The 19,439-nt window shown below is 53.2% G+C and carries 16 protein-coding genes; 8 read left to right on the plus strand and 8 right to left on the minus strand.

All coding sequences use genetic code 11. From position 1 onward, the window contains the following. Positions 1–106: 106 nt before the first annotated feature. Positions 107–529, minus strand: coding sequence for a GNAT family N-acetyltransferase (locus tag DVH26_RS34590; RefSeq protein WP_239630127.1), 423 nt, complete (start codon positions 527–529; stop codon positions 107–109). A 319-nt stretch (positions 530–848) separates the two neighbouring features. Here DVH26_RS34590 and DVH26_RS34595 point away from each other — a divergent pair, with 319 nt between their 5' ends. From DVH26_RS34595 to DVH26_RS34605, 3 genes are all read left to right on the plus strand, one after another. Continuing rightward, entirely contained in the window at positions 849–1,856 is a 1,008-nt protein-coding gene (locus DVH26_RS34595) for an ABC transporter substrate-binding protein (protein ID WP_239630128.1), read from the plus strand. Positions 1,857–1,990: 134 nt separating this feature from the next. After that, on the plus strand, positions 1,991–2,452 hold the full coding sequence (locus DVH26_RS34600) for a GNAT family N-acetyltransferase (RefSeq protein ID WP_239630129.1): 462 nt from the start codon (positions 1,991–1,993) through the stop codon (positions 2,450–2,452). A gap of 28 nt (positions 2,453–2,480) precedes the next feature. After that, the gene (locus DVH26_RS34605) at positions 2,481–3,113 is read left to right on the plus strand and encodes a GNAT family N-acetyltransferase (RefSeq protein ID WP_239630130.1); all 633 of its coding nucleotides are present in this window, start codon (positions 2,481–2,483) and stop codon (positions 3,111–3,113) included. 1,459 nt (positions 3,114–4,572) lie between these two features. Here the strand turns inward: DVH26_RS34605 and xylA are convergent. The 6 genes from xylA to DVH26_RS34635 all read right to left on the minus strand — a co-directional run bounded on the left by xylA (position 4,573) and on the right by DVH26_RS34635 (position 12,799). Next, the gene (gene xylA, locus DVH26_RS34610) at positions 4,573–5,739 is read right to left on the minus strand and encodes a xylose isomerase (RefSeq protein WP_239630131.1); all 1,167 of its coding nucleotides are present in this window, start codon (positions 5,737–5,739) and stop codon (positions 4,573–4,575) included. A gap of 163 nt (positions 5,740–5,902) precedes the next feature. Then, positions 5,903–7,927 carry an alpha-amylase family protein gene (locus tag DVH26_RS34615; protein ID WP_239630132.1) on the minus strand — a complete coding sequence of 675 codons (2,025 nt, stop codon included), beginning with the start codon at positions 7,925–7,927 and terminating at the stop codon, positions 5,903–5,905. Between the two features lie 110 nt (positions 7,928–8,037). Continuing rightward, positions 8,038–9,528, minus strand: coding sequence for a sulfatase family protein (locus DVH26_RS34620; protein ID WP_239630133.1), 1,491 nt, complete (start codon positions 9,526–9,528; stop codon positions 8,038–8,040). 48 nt (positions 9,529–9,576) lie between these two features. Next, positions 9,577–11,031, minus strand: coding sequence for an ABC transporter substrate-binding protein (locus tag DVH26_RS34625; RefSeq protein WP_239630134.1), 1,455 nt, complete (start codon positions 11,029–11,031; stop codon positions 9,577–9,579). A gap of 35 nt (positions 11,032–11,066) precedes the next feature. Next, positions 11,067–11,885, minus strand: a complete 819-nt coding sequence (locus tag DVH26_RS34630) for a carbohydrate ABC transporter permease (RefSeq protein WP_239630135.1) — start codon at positions 11,883–11,885, stop codon at positions 11,067–11,069. Between the two features lie 14 nt (positions 11,886–11,899). Then, on the minus strand, positions 11,900–12,799 hold the full coding sequence (locus DVH26_RS34635; RefSeq protein WP_239630136.1) for a carbohydrate ABC transporter permease: 900 nt from the start codon (positions 12,797–12,799) through the stop codon (positions 11,900–11,902). A gap of 391 nt (positions 12,800–13,190) precedes the next feature. Between DVH26_RS34635 and DVH26_RS34640 the strand changes: the two genes are divergently transcribed. From DVH26_RS34640 to DVH26_RS34650, 3 genes are all read left to right on the plus strand, one after another. Then, on the plus strand, positions 13,191–14,732 hold the full coding sequence (locus DVH26_RS34640; protein ID WP_239630137.1) for a response regulator transcription factor: 1,542 nt from the start codon (positions 13,191–13,193) through the stop codon (positions 14,730–14,732). Beyond that, positions 14,710–16,527: a sensor histidine kinase gene (locus DVH26_RS34645; protein WP_239630138.1), complete on the plus strand. Its 1,818-nt coding sequence runs from the start codon at positions 14,710–14,712 to the stop codon at positions 16,525–16,527. The genes DVH26_RS34640 and DVH26_RS34645 overlap by 23 nt, the downstream gene beginning before the upstream one ends. A 530-nt stretch (positions 16,528–17,057) precedes the next feature. Then, a complete protein-coding gene (locus tag DVH26_RS34650) occupies positions 17,058–18,017 on the plus strand; it encodes a serine hydrolase domain-containing protein (protein ID WP_239630139.1) in 960 nt (319 codons plus the stop codon). A 35-nt stretch (positions 18,018–18,052) separates the two neighbouring features. Here the strand turns inward: DVH26_RS34650 and DVH26_RS34655 are convergent, their stop codons facing one another. Further along, positions 18,053–18,292 carry a hypothetical protein gene (locus DVH26_RS34655; RefSeq protein WP_239630140.1) on the minus strand — a complete coding sequence of 80 codons (240 nt, stop codon included), beginning with the start codon at positions 18,290–18,292 and terminating at the stop codon, positions 18,053–18,055. Positions 18,293–18,423: 131 nt separating this feature from the next. On the opposite strand from DVH26_RS34655, the gene DVH26_RS34660 reads away from it, so the two are divergent. Continuing rightward, the gene (locus DVH26_RS34660; RefSeq protein WP_239630141.1) at positions 18,424–18,600 is read left to right on the plus strand and encodes a hypothetical protein; all 177 of its coding nucleotides are present in this window, start codon (positions 18,424–18,426) and stop codon (positions 18,598–18,600) included. Positions 18,601–18,697: 97 nt separating this feature from the next. Continuing rightward, on the plus strand, positions 18,698–19,312 hold the full coding sequence (locus DVH26_RS34665; RefSeq protein WP_239630142.1) for a superoxide dismutase: 615 nt from the start codon (positions 18,698–18,700) through the stop codon (positions 19,310–19,312). The last annotated feature ends 127 nt before the right edge of the window (positions 19,313–19,439 follow it).

The raw sequence follows: 19,439 nt of genomic DNA on the forward strand, positions 1-19,439 counted from the left end.
AAAATACACCGAATCCGGCGGCAGAAAAAACAAAAAAGCACAGCCTGTGCAGCGCATGCGGGCTATGCCTTGGTAATGCTATTCAATGCTTGTTAGCAGCGGATGCTTATCCGTTGACAATGCTCAGGCGGTGCGTCGTCCGCGAGAAATCCGTTGCTTGATACCCTGCCGATTCATATACCGGAATGACCGTCTCATTGTGTACATCTACCGTTACCATAATCTTGCGAACTTTCCGTTGAACGAAACGTTGTCTCATCCCTTCAATCAATGCCTTGCCAATGCCCCTGCGCTGAAACTCCTGACCTACTGCGATACGGTAATAATAGCCGTTGTGGTTATCGATTGTGCCTACGATAATACCCACCAGCTGGTCTTCCTCGATGGCGACAAGCACCAATTCGCTGTCCCACGAAAGCTGTCTTGCGAAGGCTTCCATGGTTTCGTCATAACAGGCCTCTGTCAAAACCTGCTTGAACAAGTTGGTAACGGAAACGTAATCGGACAATTGAAAGGAACGAACAAGCATCTCTGAACTCTCCCCGCCGCTTGGTATAGTTAATATATAAAATACGACAAATCTCGCAATATTCCTTCTAAATTTCGAAAAAAACACAAAAAAACTTCATAATATTTTAAAATTCTACTGAAAGCGCTATTTTTTAAGCGTTTTCACGAACGTTCGTTCACTCTAGGTCAGGCACGAGCTTCAGCTCCGCCCAGCGGTCGGTGTCATAAGCTCCGGACATTTCGTGATCTTTTTTCCCCTATTGACAGAATAGGAAGAAATGAGTAAAATTCACTGAGAATGATTTTCATTATTAGATATATAAGGGGAGATATCTCAGATGTTTGTCAAACGGATTCGTTGGACCAAACCATCCATTCTTTTAAGTGCTGTTCTTAGTATTGGCTTGATTGTATCCGGTTGCGGCCAGGCACCGGCTAAAGATAATGCGGGCAGCAACGGCGGTTCCCAGCCGACGTCCCAGCCAGAGAAAGCGGCAGCCTCCGCTTCTTATTCGGTGCAGCACGCTATGGGAGAAACCAAGCTTCCCGGCAAGCCGTCCAAGGTTGTTGTACTGACGAACGAGGGTACGGAAGTGCTGCTGTCACTCGGCATCAAGCCTGTCGGAGCGGTGAAATCGTGGTCCGGGACTCCTTTTTACGATCATATTAAAAAGGACCTTGAAGGCGTCGAAGTGGTAGGCGACGAGAATCAGCCGAACCTGGAGGCGATCGCCAAGCTGAAGCCGGATCTGATCATCGGTAACAAGCTGCGCCAAGAAAAAGTATACGCTCAGCTGTCCGCTATCGCTCCAACCGTTTTTTCCGAGAAGATTAACGCCGACTGGCAAAAGAACTTCAAGCTGTATGCCGAAGCATTGGGCAAAAAAGCTGAAGGCGATCAGCTGCTCGCCAAGCTTGACCAACGCATCGCCGAGTTCAAAACCAAAGCAGGCGACAAGCTGAACATGAAAGTATCCCTCGTTCGCTTCATTCCGGGCAAAACGCGTATCTACTATAATGATACGTTCTCCGGATTCATGCTCAAAAAGATCGGCTTCCAGCGTCCGCAAGCGCAAAACAAAGAGACGTTCGCCGATGAAGTAAACAAAGAGCGCATTCCGGATATGGAAGGCGACATCCTGTTCTACTACACTTGGGACAACGACAAGAAGGAAGCGAGCAGCGTCGAGAAGGAATGGACCAACGATCCGCTATGGAAAAACCTTAATGTCGTGAAGCAGAGCAATGTTCATAAAGTAAGCGACGATACATGGAATTCGTCCGGAAGCATTATTTCCGCGAATCTTATGATGGACGATTTGGAAAAAATCGTTTTGAAAAAATAAGTTTTTGAGAGAGGGCCTTGCGCTCTCTTTTTTATTTGTCGGCACGACGCGCGCTGTCTCATAACGCACCTTCGGCGAACATGATGTATAATAAGGATCATATCTATTGGCGTGAAGCAAGGAGAAACGGACACATGAACACTTTGACTTTACAAATTACGGAACCGAAAAATAAAGATTTGCTCGATCTGATCGCCAAGCTGGACGACTATCTGTATTCGATCTATCCGGCGGAAGAGGTATTCGTCGTCGATTTGGACGAGCCTAAGGTGCAAGACATCGTCTTTGTCGTCGCCTATCTGGACGGAAAGGCTGCAGGATGCGGCGCTTATCGTCCTCTGGACTCTCACTCCGCAGAGCTGAAACGCATTTTCGTCGATCCGGCGTACCGGAACCGAGGGATTGCGTCCAGGGTAATGACGTTCCTTGAGCAGGATGCGAAGCAGGCGGGCTTCACCGCTATGCTCCTCGAAACCGGGCCGATGCAGCAGGAATCGATAGAGCTCTACAAAAAGTTCGGTTACGAGCTTATTGACCGGTTCGGAGAATATATAGATTGTCCGAGCAGCATTTGTATGCGAAAACATCTCGTCTAATTTCAGCATAATCACCAAGAGGAGAATTATGACAACTAATTTGCCATTTGACGGAGCCGATGGAATGACTGATGCGCTTGGAACTGGTGGAACCGAGGGAGTCGGTGGAGCCGATGGCCAGGCGGCTGCATCCTTTAAAAGGATGCCATACGAAGGCATGACCATACGCTCCATGGGCCACGACGACGTAGCGGCCGTGCACGAGCTGATGACGGATGTCGTCTCCCGCCTCCCTTCCAGCTCGCTGTTCGCTACGGATGACGTAGCGTACTTGCATGGCCTGCTGAATCGCGGAGGCGAAATCTACGGAGCCTTTGACAACGGGCGGTTGGTCGCCTACACCGTGCTTGCCATCCCTGGAACGGCTGCAGGCAATTTGGGCCGCGAATTCGGAGTTCCGGATTCGGAGCTCGACCGGGTCGGAGTGCTCGATGCGACGATCGTTCATGAATCGGTGCGGGGCCGAGGGCTGCAGCGATTCTTCCACGAGCTGCGCGAGCAGCGGGCTCGAACACGCGGACTGGTGTGTTTGTACTCCACCGTCCATCCCGACAACCACGCCAGCCGCCGCAATCTGGAGGCCGCCGGCTTCGTCCTTCAGTTCACCCGCCCTATGTATGGCGGGCACCCGAGGCACTGCTACGCCAAGCGGCTGGAATAGCCGCGTCCGGCGCTCACGGCTTCTTGACGGGCAGCAGGCAGTACCGCTCTGTTGCAGCTTGGAGCAGTATCCTTAGGGTCAAGCGGACGGTATAGGTGTGCGTAGACGCAGTAGACGTAAGACGGAGTCGTAAGAGCAGGAGCGCCAATTAAAGGAGCAACCTGACGGAGCAGGATCCTTGCCCGTCAGGTTCTTTGCGTTCAGTCAACCAGCTCCTGTGCAGAATCGTGTGCTGGGGGAGCCTACACCCATCTATACTGCAGTTGCTGCCGCCGCTGCCGCTTGGGATTGTGCGAAGCCGGGGAGGCTTCGGACCGTACGTCCGCTATTTCCTCATTTTGATGCCAAAATGAGGGGCGATCGGACACCAGATCCGTTATTCACTCTATTTTCAGCGAAAATCGGCTGAATTTGGGCGAATAACGGATTCCCTGTCCGATAGGTCGCCAAAAAAGCGCGTTTAGAGCAAATAGCGGATCCTGTGTCCGATCGGTGCTTGGATGCGGATTTGCTATGCTATTGCAGAGCCTTTCAATGCTGTGGCGACGCAGTCTTACGTCTGCGCATTTGCGATGCACGTGTAGAGTCTTACAGCACTCTGGCGGTGCCTCTTGCCGCGCAGTTGTGACGCTTTTGCCACGCTCTTACAACATGCTTGCTGCTACACGCTCACAGCTTCTACTATGATCGTTCACCGCTACAACGCTCTTCCACTGCCTTCTGCAACAACCTTTGCTACTACATTCCTCCAACGCTTCTACTACGACTCAGCCACTGCTTCTACTACGACTCAGCCACTGCTTCTGCAACGCTCTTCCACCGCTTCTGCAACACTCTTGCTACTACGCTTCTCCTCCGTCTCTACTACAACTCATTCACCGCTACACAACGCTCTTCCACTACTTCTGCAACAACTCTTGCTATTACGCTTCTCCGCCGCTTCTACTACGACTCGTTCACCACTACTACAACGCTCTTCCTCTACTTCTGCAACACTCTTGCTACTACGCTTCTCCACCGTCTCTACTACGACTCGTTCACCACTACTACAACGCTCTTCCACTGCTTCTGCAATAACTCCTGCTACTACGCTCCTCCACCGTCTCTACTACGACTCATTCACAGCTACTACAACGCTCTTCCACTGCGTTTGCAACAACTCTTGCTACTACGCTTCCCCGTCGTCTCTACTACAACTCATTCACCGCTACAACGCTCTTCCACTGCCTTCTGCAACAACTCTTGCTGCTACGCTCCTCCACCGCTTCTGCTACGACTCATTCACTACTTCTGCAACACTCTTGCTATTACGCTCCTCCCCTGCTTCTGCTACGTCTTGAATAATGTTACAACCCTCCTGCCATGCTCCTGCAACGCAAGACCTGCCTTGACCCAAACCACAGCCCGCCTGCAACAAAAAACACCGGAAAAGCACGAAGCTTTTCCGGTGTCATAATGTTTAGCGCACGCCGAGCAGAACTTCCATCGTCAGCTGATCCAGCTTCTCGTAGTTCACGCCTTCCGCGCCGATGGTAGCACGATCCACTTCATAGCCGCGAAGCGCCTTCAGGCTCTCTGCGGAGAACTTGATGTCGAAGCCAGGGAGATCAAGCTTCTTGCCGTTGATTTCCTGCAGCAGCGCTTGAATCTCCTTGTCTTCGTTAAACTGCCGTACTTTCTCTTTCAGGATCAAGTACGTTCTCATGTTGCCTTTGGCAAACTCGATGACCCCGTTGCGGTCTTCCGTACGCAGCGCGTGAGCATCGAAATGCAGCATGCCTTGGTACTTATAGTCTTCAAGCAGCTTGACGAGGAAGAACGCTTCTTTGACTCCGTCGGAGCCAAAGCGCAAATCCTGGTCGAAGCGGCCCATCTTCTGGTCGTTCAGGTCGATATGGAACAGCTTGCCGGCATCCAGCGCTTGCGCTACCGCATGGTAGAAGTTCAAGCCCGCCATCCGCTCATGGGCAACCTCAGGGTTAACGCCTACCAGCTCCGGATGATCCAGCGTGGAAATCAGACCGAGCATCGCTCCTGTCGTAGGCATATAGATGTCAGCGCGCGGCTCGTTAGGCTTTGCTTCGAGTGCGAACTTGTAGCCTAAATTTTGCGAGATGCTGTACTCGCACAAGTAGTTGATCGCTTCACGGTACCGCTTGGTAGCTTCCACCGCATCCTTGCCTGCATCCACCTCGGAGCCTTCACGGCCGCCCCAGAGGACGAACGTTTGCGCTCCGAGCTCGGCTCCCAGATCCATCGCCTGGATCGTCTTCTGGATCGCGTAAGCGCGTACACGCGGATCGTTCGATGTGAAGCCGCCGTCCTTGAAGATCGGATCCGTGAACAAGCTGACGGTGGCCATAGGCACCTTCAATCCGGTCTCATCCAGCGCACGCCGGAATTCGCTTACGATCCGGTCTCTTTCCGCAGCCGTCGCATCGATCGGCACCAGATCGTTATCGTGGAAGTTGACGCCGTAGGCTCCGGCTTCCGCAAGCATATGCACCGCTTCAACAGGGCTGAATCCTTCACGCACAGGCAGGCCGAACGGGTCGCGACCCGGATTGCCGACGGTCCATAAGCCGAATGTAAAACGGTCTTCTTTAGTAGGAATAAATTTACTCATAAGTGCACCTCCGAGTATACTTTGTTTATTCAGTAAACTATGTATCTGGAAATAGTGTACCACTGATCGGACGAAATGAAAAGACGGTTCGGGTCATTTTATAAAAAGAAAAAAGCCGACCGGATGAAAACCGGTCAGCCATGCCAAACAAGCCGAACATACACTAGCTTAATTCAATAATGGAATGAATGTGCACCTTCGGCACAACGAAAGAGATTCCGCGGTCTGTCGAGCTTACGGATAAAGGAATATTACCGGGCTGCAGGACAGCGCTGGACACTGCTTTATCATTAATTTTCACTTCGATATCATGCACCGGCGTAATTTGCTCAATCGGGTTGTAATAGGCGGTGCTCTTCTCCCCGGCATGGATGCTTTGGAAATTGATCAGGTGCAAATATTTGCGTCCTTCCTTCTCCATCATGTTCGCTTCTACATGCGTAGGCGCAGCTACTTCGTAAAGTTTATACGCGTCATACTGATCGAGCAAATTGTTTACGATACGGCGTACCCAGAAGTGATTGGAATGCCAGTACGAACGGAATACCGGCGCGGCGACATAGAGCGCAATGCCTTTGCCGTATTCATTGACGCTGATCCCCGGGAAGTCGCTAATGTTGCCGGCCGGAGGCATCGGATGGCGGAACGCACGGTTCACCGCAGGCACGGTCAACGGCCATTGAACATAGCTCAACGTCTTTGCCGTTGTCGCCATTGCCTTGACGAACTCCGCTTCGACCAGCTGCGGAATCCGCGCTATCCCTTCCCACAGCGCTTCGTTCTCGGTCAAGTACGCGAACGAATACGGTGTCCGCTCCAGATACTTCACGCCGAGCACATCGGCCAGCAGGAAGTTTTTCTTCTGCTTGTCGTAAGTAGCCGCGCCTTCCGCCAGCAGCAGGCCGCCGTTGCGGACGAACTGCTTCAGCCGCTCCGCCGATTGCTCCGACAGCTTGACCGTATCAGGCAGGACAACGGCACGATAGCCGCTTAAATCCGGAAAGTTATCATTGTAATAAATATCGAATTGATGATGGCCTTCGATTAACATTTTGGCGGCGCCGAATGTAGCGGCATCATCCTTGTCGTGATACCAGTTGCTCGTATTGTCCGCGATCAAGGCAATATGCTTCACGCTGTTCGCGCGCGTGCAGAAGGGCTCCCGCTCCTCGACGAATCTGAACGCCTCGCCGATAATGTCGTATACGCCGCTTTGCAGCGTCCCGTCCGGCAGCATTTGATCGCCGATGTTAATGATGCCGCCGTTCGCCATAATCGTCGCGAACTCATATTTGAGCTGCTCCGCCGTTTTGCAGGACATGAGCCCCCAGCCTTCCGTAAAACGGACGGTCATGACCTGTACCGGAACGTCCAGCGTCCGTACATGGCGCGCGCGGATCGAGTGATTGTGGAACGACCCGGTCGCCGACGGCTGGGATTCCCACAGCCCGTAATCGCTGGTCGCATTGATCGAATCCGGCTCGCCCATACGCCAAGCGCCGTTGCAGTTCATCAGCACGTGCGGGCGGATGCTTTTCACGGTATCATGAATTTCCTGCATGCAGCGGGCGGCCGAGTCGATACCGAACTGAACGACCAGCTCGCGGTTCGTCTCGAGCAGCTCCGGCGTCAGAGCCAGCCCGTGCTCCTCGGCGAACTTCTTTTTGCAGTACGTGCAGAAGCAGTAATGATTATGCAAATACGGAATGTCGAGCAGATAACCGTCCATATCGTATTTCTCGGTTATTTCCTTAATTTGCGGAATGACCAGCTCTTCCCGGTAAGGGCTGTTGATGCACGGCAGCTCCCATACGGTCCCTTCGGCTCCGCGAACCTTCCCGTGTTCATCCACCTGGTACCAGTCCGGATTGTTGACTACGGCGTGCGCATCGGTGCCGAGCGAATAATAGGCAATGACCTTGATCCCGTTCTTGTGCGCCTCTTCCAGCACCTCGCCGAAGAAATCCTCCTTCAGCCCGCTATGCTTGTGTCCGACCGTGTTATCGTAAAAGGCGTTGCCGAAATGGCACTTCGTAAAGACGCCGATCACGTTCGCTTTCGCTTTGACGAACTGGGCGACGAACGATTTGGCATCGAAGTTTTTAACGGCATCGCGCGGAAATTCCGGCATGTGAAAATCAACATGGACCTGACGGGTGTAATCCCAAAACCAGCTGTCCCTTTTCATGAATCATCTCTCCCATTCCTTGAACGTTCTCCAAATCAAAGAACCCGGCAGCATGCGGTTGCAGCCAAACCGGGAACCTTTAGTACCATATTATGATTGCTTGTACGAAATTAGGACAATCCTAAACGGATGGCCTGCTCCTCCGGCGCCTTCAGCTCTTCCAGCTTCCGCCGCAGCGCCTGCTGCATTTCCTCCAGCTTCTCCGGCATGTCGCCGGCCAGGTTGATCCGTTCGCCGGGGTCCGCTTTCTTGAAGCTGAGCCACGTCGGCTCCGGCCACGATTCGCAGTCCGTTTCCCGCTTGCCGTCCCGGTATGGACCCAGATCGTAAGGAATGAAACGGGCCGTGCTGTGGCCGTACCAATTCAACGGCTTGTTCGAATCTACAGGCGATTGATGCAGAATCCAGTCGCCGTCCGTAATGGTGACGCTTTTGCCGAACATGCCGCACACCGCATATTCGCGGGTCTTCGCTTCGGCATCCTGCAGCACCGGGAGCAGATCGACGCCGTGCCGATCCGGCGGACATGGGCGGCCTACCGCACTCAGCACCGTCGGATAAATATCGACGAGCTGTACGAGCTGGCTGCGCCGCTCCCCATGCCCGTACTGCGGATGGGCGATGATGAACGGGATATGACCGCAAGCATCGTGCTGATGCGTCTGCAGCTTGCCGATCCGGCCATGATCTCCGTTGTAGGTGCCGTGGTCGCTCGTGAAAATAATCATGGTGTCATCCCACAGCCGAAGCTCGTCCATCTTGTCTAGCAGCTTGCCGAGCCACTTGTCCGTAAGCACGACCTGCGCCGCATAGCGGGCTTGAACGTGCAGCAGCTCCTCCGGTGTATAATGCCGGTCCCACTTGTCATAAGGGACCATCGAACTCCATTTCTCCACGTCGTAGCCCCGCGGGTCGAACAGCTTGACCAGCTCCTCCGGCGGGTCCCACGGCTCATGCGGGTCGAAGCAGTCGATGTGGAGGTAAAAGTTGCTGTGATTCTTGTTCGCTTCGAGCCACTCCGCCGCCTTGGTGAACACCTGCGCGCAAAACTGGTCGCTCTCCGACCGGCGCGTTAAATGCACGTTGCGGAAGTGGCGCTCCGCTTTGTGATGGATATCGTCCGGACACGGGAACGGAACCGGGTCCGTCTTCCACGCGTCGGCCTCATGGCCGCGGACAAACTCGAAGCCGCTGTAGCCCATATGATAGTTGCCGGCCCCCTGCTCCCACAGATGGAAGTGGTCGGTGACAAGGTAGCTGACCGGGCGGCCCTGCGACAGCTGCCACGTTAGCGACACGTTCGGAGCCCCCGATATTTGCCGCGGCAGATCGAGATCGTCGTCCTCGAGCGGTCCCCAGCCCCGTTCGAGAAATTCGTGGCGGCCGATATAAATGTCGCGGCGTGCCGGCATACATGGCGTAGAGCCGCACCATGCCTGATCGAACACCGTCCCCCTTGACGCTAGCCTGTCCATATTGGGGGTAGGAACAACCCAGTCGGGCTGCTCCTTGCTGACTACCTGGTTGAGCGGGCGTCCGTGATGGTAAGGACCGCAATGGTCATAGCGCAGCGTATCGCAGACGATGACAATGCAATTCATCGGATGATTCTCCTCCAAGCTTTGCGCAGTTTTCTATCAAATTGCGCATTATTTTTTACTGCCGTAATCGTTATCCTTAGACCAGTTGTTCGTCTTCATGACTTCGTTGATGCCGTTTTTGAGCGTTTTTTGCAATTCCTTCGTGTACATGTCGAGCGTTACCGAATTTTCCAAATACAGCTGCCCGATGCGAGCCAAATCTTCGTTCAGCTTCTTATTAATATGGGCGGCGTAAAAGTTGACGAGAATCCGTTCGCCTACGAACTGGAACCCTTTCAGGTTATCCGGCAGCTGGATGTCGGCAAGCGTCGTGGCGGTATACATTTTGTTGCCCATAATGGTCGCTACTTCAGGAGACGACAAATATTTCAGGAAGTCGAGGGATGCGTCCAGCTTCTCTCCCGTCACCTTCTTCGGAATCGTGAACACCATGTCCGGATAGCCGCCGAGCTCGACGTTTTTCTCGGATGCATTCGGATTGTCCTGCTTGGTCAAATAAGGAAGCGCGAACGTTCCGTATTCGAATTTTCTCGCCTTGGAGTCCTGGATCGTCTTCAGCTCGAAGTTGCCGGCCATCACCATCGCCACATCGCCGCGCAGGAACATTTCCTTGGCCGTATCGCCATTGGTACCGTTAAAGCCTTTGGCCCAATATTGCGACCAATCCTTCACAATCGGCAGCACCGCATTCCAATCCGGAGACTCCAGGTTGATAACGCCTTGGTCTACGGCCGCAGCGATTTCGTTAAGCTCCAGCTGGCGGTTCTTGTTCACGTCGAAGTTTTTAACCTTCTCCGCCGCTATCTGGTTCGTCATCATGTTGACGACCCACAGCAAATGGTTGTCGCCCGGCTTCGAGTTAGCGAAGGCGAATGGCGTCACGCCGCCCGCTTTCAGCTTCTTCTGAACGTCAATGAATTCCGTCCATGTTTTCGGAACCTGCAGGCCGAATTTTTTGAACACATCCTGGTTGTAAAAGACGCGGATCGAGAGCGTTTGCAAAGCAACGCCGGACAGCTTGCCGGAAATCGGATTTTTCATCTCGTTCAAAATGGTCGGAGTGAATGTATCCTTCCATACTTTGTTATCGGTATATGGATTCGGCTTGTCGTACTCAGGTGTCATATCTACGAGCAGGTCCCTATTCAGGTCCTCGTGGGTCCATGTGTAACGGCTGGGCACGATTTCCGGAGCGGTCCCTCCGATCAATCCGGTGGTAAGCCATGTGCGGAACGCATCGCCGTCGTTAGGCGCGTAATCGAGCTTGATTTTGACATCAGGCCTTTTCTTCGAATAGCCGTCGACGATTTCCTGCCATACCGCTTTCGTCTCCTCCTGCTTCGGCGTCTCTACGGCGAACGTCAGATTGACCGTCTTGCCGCCGGCTCCTCCCGCTTCCTTCTTGTCTTCTTTAGCGGAGCTGCAGCCCGCCAGCACGACGGACAAAGCCATCATGGCGGACAAGCTTGTGTAAGCCCATCTTTTTTTGCTGTTAACCATCATTGATAACACCCCTTTTATAAAATAAAGCTATATAACTAGCCCTTTACCGCGCCGGACGTAATTCCGGAAATAAACGGCTTGGTGGCTACAAGAAACAAAGCAAGCAAGGGCAAAGATGAAATAATATAGCCCGCCAGCTTGACGCTGACCCCTTGATCCATATTGCCCGTAACGGTGCTGAGCGCAAGAATGACCGGTTTGACGTCGTCGCCCGTCGTTGCAACAAGCGGCCAAATATAGTTGTTCCAGCCTGCGAGAAAATTAATAATAGAAACCGTCGAAATGACAGGCAGCGACAACGGAAGCACGATGCGGGTAAAAATTTGCATTTCGCCAGCGCCTTCCGTATCGGCGGCTTCCAGCAGGCTTTTCGGAATCCCTTCGAAAAACGTCTTCATCAAGTAGGTCGCCATGGCTGCGCCGAACGCGATGGGCGGGAAAATTTGACCCTGGTACGTATTCAGCATGCCCAGCTTTTGCACAAGCAGAAACTGCGGAATAAGAATTAGAAAGCCCGGAACCATCATAAGCGACAGAATGAGCATGAACAGAATGCTTTTGCCCGGATAAGAAAATCTCGTGAACGAATATCCCGCCATCGATGAAATCACAATAACACCGATGACGATGCAGACCGAAATGAACACGGTGTTGCCGATAAAAGGGCCGATCTGCTTAAAAGCCGTAACATAGTTGTCCAGATGCAGCGGGTACGCCATCCCCCAGAAATTGTTGATCATTTGCTCTGTGTATTTAAGGGAGCTGACGATCAGCATATAAAACGGAAACAGCGTCAATCCCAGCAGCACAGCCAGTGTGCCGAAATGCGGCACGGCCGCCAGCTTGTTTTTCATGCGTACCCCCCCCTTTAGTCAATCGTCTCCGTGTTTTTAATAAAGCGGTTGTTGGCCCATGTAAGCAGCAGCAAAAAGAAGAACAACACAAGACCGATAGCCGAAGCATAGCCCATTTTGCTGTAAGAGAAGCCTTGCAGGTACAAATACAGCGCCGGGGTCATGGTCGATTGCCCGGGTCCGCCGTTCGTCAGCACGAGAATGTTCTCGAAGCTCTGAATTTGCTGAATGATAGTAAGTACCATCACCAGCTTCAATTGGCTGCGCACCAGCGGGAATTCCAAGTGAATGAACCGCTGCCATACCGTCATGCCGTCCAGCTTGGCCACCTCGAACAGCTCGTTCGATATCGCCATCAGCCCCGCCAAGTAGATCAGGAAGGTGATCCCGCCGATCCAAGGGAAATTGACGAAGATAACGGACCATAAAGCGGTTTTGCTCTCCCCGAGCCAGGCATGCGTCCACGATTCGAGGCCGACGAGCTCAAGAAATTCGTTCAACACCCCGTAGTCTCCGGCAAAAATCCACTGCCAAGTCAAGTAGATGACGATGCTCGGAATGACGAGCGGAATGACGAACCAAAGCTTGAACGCGTTTTGCAGCTTTTGGTGCTTGACGTGAAAGACGAGCACGGCCGCGAGCAGCGGCACCGTCAGCTGGATGATCACGCCGGTGACCGTGAAGGTCAGCATGTTTTTCAAGGAAACGTAGAAGGCCGGGTCCTGAAACAAATCGATAAAGTTGCGTAAGCCGATAAACTGCTTGACGTTGGCTCCGTTCCAATCGTAAAACGACATGATCAATGCGTCAAAGAATGGAACGTATTTGAACGTGGCCAGAACGGCGAACACAGGAAGCAGGAAAGCGTAGCCTTTCCAATGCTTGCGACAAAAACGTGATGCGGCTGCAGCCATCTGTCTACCTCCCGTAGTATGATTGGTGAGTTGCGTTTGCGATACGTTTACTTTACGTGAAACCGTTTTACATTCACAGGAGACATTTTTTTTACTTCAGGGGGGTCATTTTTTGATGGTGCCTCGGGAGGGTCTTTCGCAGGCTCGCATCCGGGAAACATATGCTATACTAAAATTCCGGTGAACTACAATCCCGAAGCGGATGAAATAATGCTAGGCCTCACGTCATCGAAAATAGCGAAAACGCTCTCTTGATGCTTTTGAGCCCGCTCCGTATGGATTTCACCAAGACATCTCAATATCGTTCGAAGCCATCTTCCGGGACCGCGGCGTTTGGGGCAGCAGCTGCCGGATACACCGTTTCCGGACGAAGGTATGGAGGACCTACAATATGAACGTACTTATCGTCGACGACCAGAGACTTTCCCGTGCAGGCATTATCGGAATGATCGACTGGGACCGGCTCGGACTGAAGCTGGCCGGGGAATGTGCGAACGGCCGTGAAGCGCTGGAGCTGATCGGGGACGCTGAAGCCGATATCGTCATAACGGACGTCAGAATGCCTGTAATGAACGGGCTGGAGCTGATTGAAAGGGCAAAGGAGCTGTACACGGGTGTGGCTTTCGTCGTCATTAGCGGCTACGACGATTATGTGTATGTGCGCAAATCCATCCAGCTTACCGTAGCGGACTATTTGCTTAAACCGGTCGACGCGCAGGAGCTTAATGAGCTGCTGGAGCGGCTGATCGGCCAGTGTGCCGAGGCGAAGCGCAAAGAGGCGGAGGAGCTGCAAAAACGGCGCGAGCAGTTTTTTTATTTCCTGCTGGAAGGCGCCTACGAGAACGACAGCGAGCATATGGCGGCGGAATTTTCCGATATCCGGTTCTCCGATGCCTGTGACCGCTATGCCGTCGTCGTGTTTGAAAGCGATCTCGATAAAAACAGCGTATACCGTCACATCGATCCCTTATCCAGCCGATATGCCGTATGCATCGTACGAACGCGCGGCGTGTACATGCTGGTTGCCGCCGGGGCGGTATTGACGGCGGAAGAGTTCTCCTCCTCGCTGCAAAGCCTGATGGGCGGCGATTCCTTGTTCCGGCTCGCCAGTGTCGGCAAGGTCGTCGAGGGGATCGGCGCGCTGCGCGAATCGATCGGCCAGGCGTTCGACACGTACTCGATGCAGGCGAGCCTGCGCTTGCCGGAGCATCCGGCGGACAAGCCGGTGACGTACGAGCGGTACGAGCCGATAGCCGCGCCGCTGACCGCCTCTTGGGAGCAGGACTGGGTGTTCCAGCTTCGCCAGGGCAACCGCAGCGCCGCTCTGCGCAAGCTGGCCGAGCTGCTGCAGGCAAACGAGGGCTCTTCTGCTCACCCCGACGTGCAGGAAAGCTCGTACCAGTACGTGCTGCTGCGGGGCGCACGTGAGCTCTACGAGCAGGGAATGATCAGCGAGCCCGATTACGTGGAGGCATGCCGTCTCGCCAAGACGCTGCCTCACATTATGGGGCTCGACGGGAAGCAGGCCGCGGTGACCGATTTCTTCCGCCGGCGGCTGCAGGCTCCCGAGGCCGTGCCGTCACAGGAGACTAGGCACGCGGTCGAAAAGGCGAAGGCCTATATCGACGCGCATTATTGCGAGACGATCAACTTGTCGGATTTGGCTCAAAGCAGCTATATGAGCCCAGGCTATTTCAGCTCCTTGTTTCGGCAGTACACGGGCCGCAACTTTCTGGAGTACATCACCCATTTGCGGATCGAGCACGCCAAATCGATGATCGAAGCGGATCCGGAGCAAAAAATCAGCGACATCGCGATGCAGTGCGGCTATCAGGACCTGAAATATTTTCGCAAGCTGTTCAAGCGCCATACCGGGGCTACCCCTTTGAAATATAAGGAGGATGCCGCCGTTGCTCAAAAAGATCGTCCATGATGTCCGAAGCAGCATCCGGATCAAGCTGCTGCTCTCCTACATCGCCATCATCCTCATTCCGCTGCTGTTGATCGGCAGCATTTTGTACGTCTCGATGCTCGCTATTACGGAACGACAGACGCTAGACAACCGGGCGCTCGAAATGAAGCTGGTCACGCAAAACCTGCAAGCGTATTCGGATCAGCTCGAGCTGTACTCGCGGGTCATTTATACTGGAGAGGTTCAGCAGCTGCTGAATGCCGGGCCTCCCTCCGATCCGATCGCCTTCACCCGCTGGAGGAGCGCCCTCTTCCAGGAATTCGAGGAATGGTACGGCTACATGAACATTAAGGCGTATATTCAAAACGTCACCATCGTTCATGCCGACGGCAGCCAAATATCCAAGGAGCCTTTGTACCGCCCAGAGCTGTCCTTCTCTCAAGAGAGCTGGTACCGGGAGGCGATCGAGCGCAAAGGAGAAGTCGTCATCGCCGGACCGTTCATTCGTCCCGACGTGCTTCCCGGCTCCTCGCCCTCTCCTTATACGTTCTCCCTGGTGCGGAAAATTAACAACAGCACCGGCAGCGCCGATCTGGGAGGCATTGTCGTCGATATTAACGTGATGGACGTCGCGCGTCTGCTGAACAGCCTGAATCTGACGCAAATTACGATTCTCAACGGCTCCGACCAAATCATTTACAGCAAGGACACGGAGCGGATCGGCCAAGTCTGGAGCTACGGCAAGCAAATTCGCCCCGACCAGCCCGGATGGCTCGATATCGACGGCGAGCGGATGTTCGTGAATTCCGCCTATTCTCCCGCTACCGGCTGGAGGTTCGTCAGCCTCGACCCGCTCCGGAGCCTGACCGCCAATTCCGTCGCGTTCCGCAATATGACCGTCGGCGTCGGTCTGGTCGCCATGCTGGTCGCCTCCGTCATCTCCTCGTTTATTGCCGGACGGATAACGAGACCGCTGCGGACGCTGCAAAAAAACATGAAGCAGGTGCAGGGAGGCAACTTCGGCATCCGGCTCGATGTGACCAGCTTCGACGAGGTCGGGCAGCTGACCAAAAGCTTCAATCAGATGACCGATCAGATCGAGTCGCTGGTCAACGACGTCTACAAGTCGGAGATCATCCGCAAGGAAGCGCAGCTTAAAGCGCTCCATTCGCAGATCAATCCGCATTTTCTGTACAACACGCTCGACTCCATGAACGCTATCGCAGTGCTGGAGAAGGTGCCGCTGTTGTCCCGCATGTCCAAAATGCTCGCGGACATGTTCCGCTACAGCATTTCGCAGGGCGAGCAGGTCGTCGCCCTCCGCGACGAGCTGAACCAGGTGAAGCGCTATGTCGAGATTCAGCGCATCCGCTACGACAACAAGTTCAGCCTCCAGTTGGACATTCCGGAGCACCTGCTCGCCTACCGCATTCCGAAGCTGACGCTTCAGCCCATTGTTGAAAATGCGATCTATCACGGTCTGGAGATGATCCCGGACGAAGGCGTCATCTCGATCACGATGTACGAGACGGCCGGCAGTACGATCATCGAGGTGTTCGACAACGGAAGCGGAATACCGCCGGACCGGCTGGGCCTGATCCGCAGCGGACTGCAGGCGAAGATCGACTATGCCGATCATCTTGGGCTAGCGAACGTGCAGGAGCGTATTCAGCTGCACTTCGGCAGCGAATACGGCATCTCGATCGAGAGCGCGCCGGGGTACGGCACGACGATCGTCTACCGGCTGCCGCCGGGTGCTTCCGGCACGAAGCGGGCGGAGTCTGCGGAGCCCGCGGCGCCGTCGAGTTCTTCGTGACGCGGGTAGCCGTGGCGCACCGAAAGCCACAGCCGCCTGCTAGCTCGGTTTACTGGGCACTGGCGGCGCAGCAGAACCCCCAAAGCCGTCTTCCGAAATCAAGCTTATGCTTGGTTTAGTGGGGACGGCTTTTTTATAACTGCACATTAATCAGCTTCAGTTGGAATCGATCGCAGAGCCTCTGACCTCAATCCTACACTTCATCAATAATTTACAAGGCTAACCGTTGTTGGTGACGGCAATCCCCCATGCATGCAGACATCTTTCGCTGTATAACACGCTTTATCCCTTATTTGCCCCTTGGATGAGAACCCATTCTACCTTTTACCAAAAAACTCAGAATAGTAGAGAAATCAGGAGAAATAGCAAGATGGTCATTTTCTGAAAACGGATTTAATTCCATATTTTACAAATCAACTCCGTCTTCTCCCTTTCCGGAAAAACGTCTTAAATCGCCTTTGACACCCGATCATATGTTCGATATTCTCTATGAGCAAACCCATTTTATGAGTATAGGGAGTGTAGATTCCATGCCATTTCCGATTTGCTTGAACGATGCTTTTACCCCTGTGATTTCCTATCTGGATCAAATCCGCAGCCAGTCCGATGCGTCCGCTGCCGCACTGGCCGTCATACACAATGACACTATCGTTTGCGAATGGTATAAAGGAGCCCATCACAAAAAAGCCGGCGCCAGACTTCTCGACGCCGATTCGATGTTCAACATTTATTCGATACGGAAAAGCTATGTCGGCCTTGCGCTGGCGATGGCCATATATGAAGGCGGCATTGCCGATATGGAGACGCGTCTGTCCGATATCATTCAAGACATCCCGCGGGAGGATTTGGGAGAATTGACCGTCCGGCATTTGGCCACAAAACGAGGACCGAAATTCGTCGGCGAGCAGCGATTGGAGCGGGAAGAGCTAATCAACAAAGTCACGCAGGCTGCGACAGGTCTCACTATCGCACAACTGCTCACCGGTAAGGTATTCGAGCCGTTGGAGCTAACGGGCACGGAATGGGCGACCTCACCGAAGGAGACGATGGTATGCGACTTTACCGCAAGAGACGGCTACGCCTCGGTCCGGATCGAGTCCAATGAAGGGCATGAGCGGAATTTGTACGCTACTGTACGGGACTTGGCCTGCTGGGGTCAGTTGCATCTCCGCAAAGGAAACGTCCGTGGCAAGCAGGTGCTGCCGCCGGAGCTATTCGATATCGCTCCCGAAATTGCCGCAACATCCGGAACAAGCAAGCCTGTGCTGGGATGGACTTTCGAAAACGGCTATTACCACATAACCGGCTATACAGGCTGTCACATCGTCGTTTTACCGGAGTATGACGCCGTCGGCATAAGGATGCTCAACGATTGGAACCTTCCGGGCACATATCATAAAGATACATACACGAGCGAAATATACAGCTTCCACGAAACGCTTATCGCCTCTCTCGAGAAAGCACGTCAGTATTCGGTACCTTCGGTCTGACCTGCACGGAGCTTCGACCGAGGGGACAACCCGCTTCACACGCTATCTTCTCTTCCTCTGGCAGGCGAGACGGACCCGATATAGCCAACGGCGAGCATAAAGAAAAATAGGACGAAAAAACGCTCATACACCACATAATCGAGCGCAATTCTCACATACCGGTCGAAAGGGACGACTTCCGGCTGCAGCACCTGCACAATCCAGATCATATTCAGCACCACAATCCCAAGCAGAGCCAGTCCTTGCAAATATTCCATCAGGTTCAGCCTTTTCATGTTTCAGCCCCTCTTCCATAAGTGTAATCAGAAAATAGACGGCGCTTTAACCGCTGCCCCCTCGCATAAATTACCGGTTGGCGAGAAATGCTAATGCGGGAAAATAACCACAATGCGAAAGGAGGAGCGGAATGCAAAGCGATAATGTCCGCCGGATTCACGAGCTCAACGACTTGAAGACCTCCGCCTGGACGGAAGAAGAGCTTCATTATCATCAACGTGTAATGAGTGATTTGTCCCCGTGGCTTAATGCTCAAGGCAGCGCTATGTTAAGCCAAATTATCCAGGAAATTCAAAAACGGGACTAGCCAACACTTTTTATACATACATGTTGATTTTATATCGAAAATAGAGGATAATAAAACATGGAATACGAAACTACATACTATTAGGAGGTATTTACGAATGGCACATCAATTACCAGCACTGCCTTATGCCAACAATGCTTTGGAACCTCACATCGACGAAACAACTATGATGATCCACCACGATCGTCACCACAACACATACGTAACGAACCTGAATGGCGCATTGGAAGGTCACCCAGAGCTTCAAGCGAAAAGCATTGAAGAGCTGATCGCTGACCTGAACAGCGTACCGGAAGCTATCCGTACAGCGGTTCGCAACAACGGCGGCGGCCACGCTAACCACTCCCTGTTCTGGGAAGTTATCGGACCTAACGGCGGCGGCGCTCCAACAGGTAAATTGGCTGATGCCATCAACAACGAGCTTGGCGGCTTCGACAAATTCAAAGAAGACTTCGCTAAAGCAGGTACTACCCGTTTTGGTAGCGGCTGGGCTTGGCTGTCCGTAACTCCTCAAGGCAAATTGGTTGTAAGCAGCACGCCTAACCAAGACAGCCCAATCATGGAAGGCAACACGCCAATCCTTGGTATGGACGTTTGGGAGCACGCTTACTACTTGAAATATCAAAACAAACGCCCTGACTACATCTCCGCTTTCTGGAACGTTGTTAACTGGGCTGAAGTTGGCAAACGTTACGAAGCAGCAGCAAAATAATGTCACCAACTTCGGAGAGGAGCCTTTGATGAGGCTCCTCTCTTTTTTTATTAGCGATGTTAATATTTCATAGCAATTTTCAAATGAATGTGAAATAATGTATAAGAATACCATTCCTTAGGGCCGC

Origin of the sequence: Paenibacillus sp. H1-7, from assembly GCF_022354825.1 — a bacterium.
Taxonomy (GTDB): Bacteria; Bacillota; Bacilli; order Paenibacillales; family NBRC-103111; genus Paenibacillus_S.

What these genes read in the sequence shown, in the direction of transcription:
- DVH26_RS34635 (WP_239630136.1), bottom strand. Translation starts at nt 12,799, where the DNA reads ATGGCTGCAGCCGCATCACGTTTTTGTCGCAAGCATTGGAAAGGCTAC.
- DVH26_RS34625 (WP_239630134.1), bottom strand. Translation starts at nt 11,031, where the DNA reads ATGATGGTTAACAGCAAAAAAAGATGGGCTTACACAAGCTTGTCCGCC.
- DVH26_RS34630 (WP_239630135.1), bottom strand. Translation starts at nt 11,885, where the DNA reads ATGAAAAACAAGCTGGCGGCCGTGCCGCATTTCGGCACACTGGCTGTG.
- xylA (WP_239630131.1), bottom strand. Translation starts at nt 5,739, where the DNA reads ATGAGTAAATTTATTCCTACTAAAGAAGACCGTTTTACATTCGGCTTA.
- DVH26_RS34605 (WP_239630130.1), top strand. Translation starts at nt 2,481, where the DNA reads ATGACAACTAATTTGCCATTTGACGGAGCCGATGGAATGACTGATGCG.
- DVH26_RS34650 (WP_239630139.1), top strand. Translation starts at nt 17,058, where the DNA reads ATGCCATTTCCGATTTGCTTGAACGATGCTTTTACCCCTGTGATTTCC.
- DVH26_RS34595 (WP_239630128.1), top strand. Translation starts at nt 849, where the DNA reads ATGTTTGTCAAACGGATTCGTTGGACCAAACCATCCATTCTTTTAAGT.
- DVH26_RS34590 (WP_239630127.1), bottom strand. Translation starts at nt 529, where the DNA reads ATGCTTGTTCGTTCCTTTCAATTGTCCGATTACGTTTCCGTTACCAAC.
- DVH26_RS34600 (WP_239630129.1), top strand. Translation starts at nt 1,991, where the DNA reads ATGAACACTTTGACTTTACAAATTACGGAACCGAAAAATAAAGATTTG.
- DVH26_RS34620 (WP_239630133.1), bottom strand. Translation starts at nt 9,528, where the DNA reads ATGAATTGCATTGTCATCGTCTGCGATACGCTGCGCTATGACCATTGC.
- DVH26_RS34615 (WP_239630132.1), bottom strand. Translation starts at nt 7,927, where the DNA reads ATGAAAAGGGACAGCTGGTTTTGGGATTACACCCGTCAGGTCCATGTT.
- DVH26_RS34655 (WP_239630140.1), bottom strand. Translation starts at nt 18,292, where the DNA reads ATGAAAAGGCTGAACCTGATGGAATATTTGCAAGGACTGGCTCTGCTT.
- DVH26_RS34640 (WP_239630137.1), top strand. Translation starts at nt 13,191, where the DNA reads ATGAACGTACTTATCGTCGACGACCAGAGACTTTCCCGTGCAGGCATT.
- DVH26_RS34665 (WP_239630142.1), top strand. Translation starts at nt 18,698, where the DNA reads ATGGCACATCAATTACCAGCACTGCCTTATGCCAACAATGCTTTGGAA.
- DVH26_RS34660 (WP_239630141.1), top strand. Translation starts at nt 18,424, where the DNA reads ATGCAAAGCGATAATGTCCGCCGGATTCACGAGCTCAACGACTTGAAG.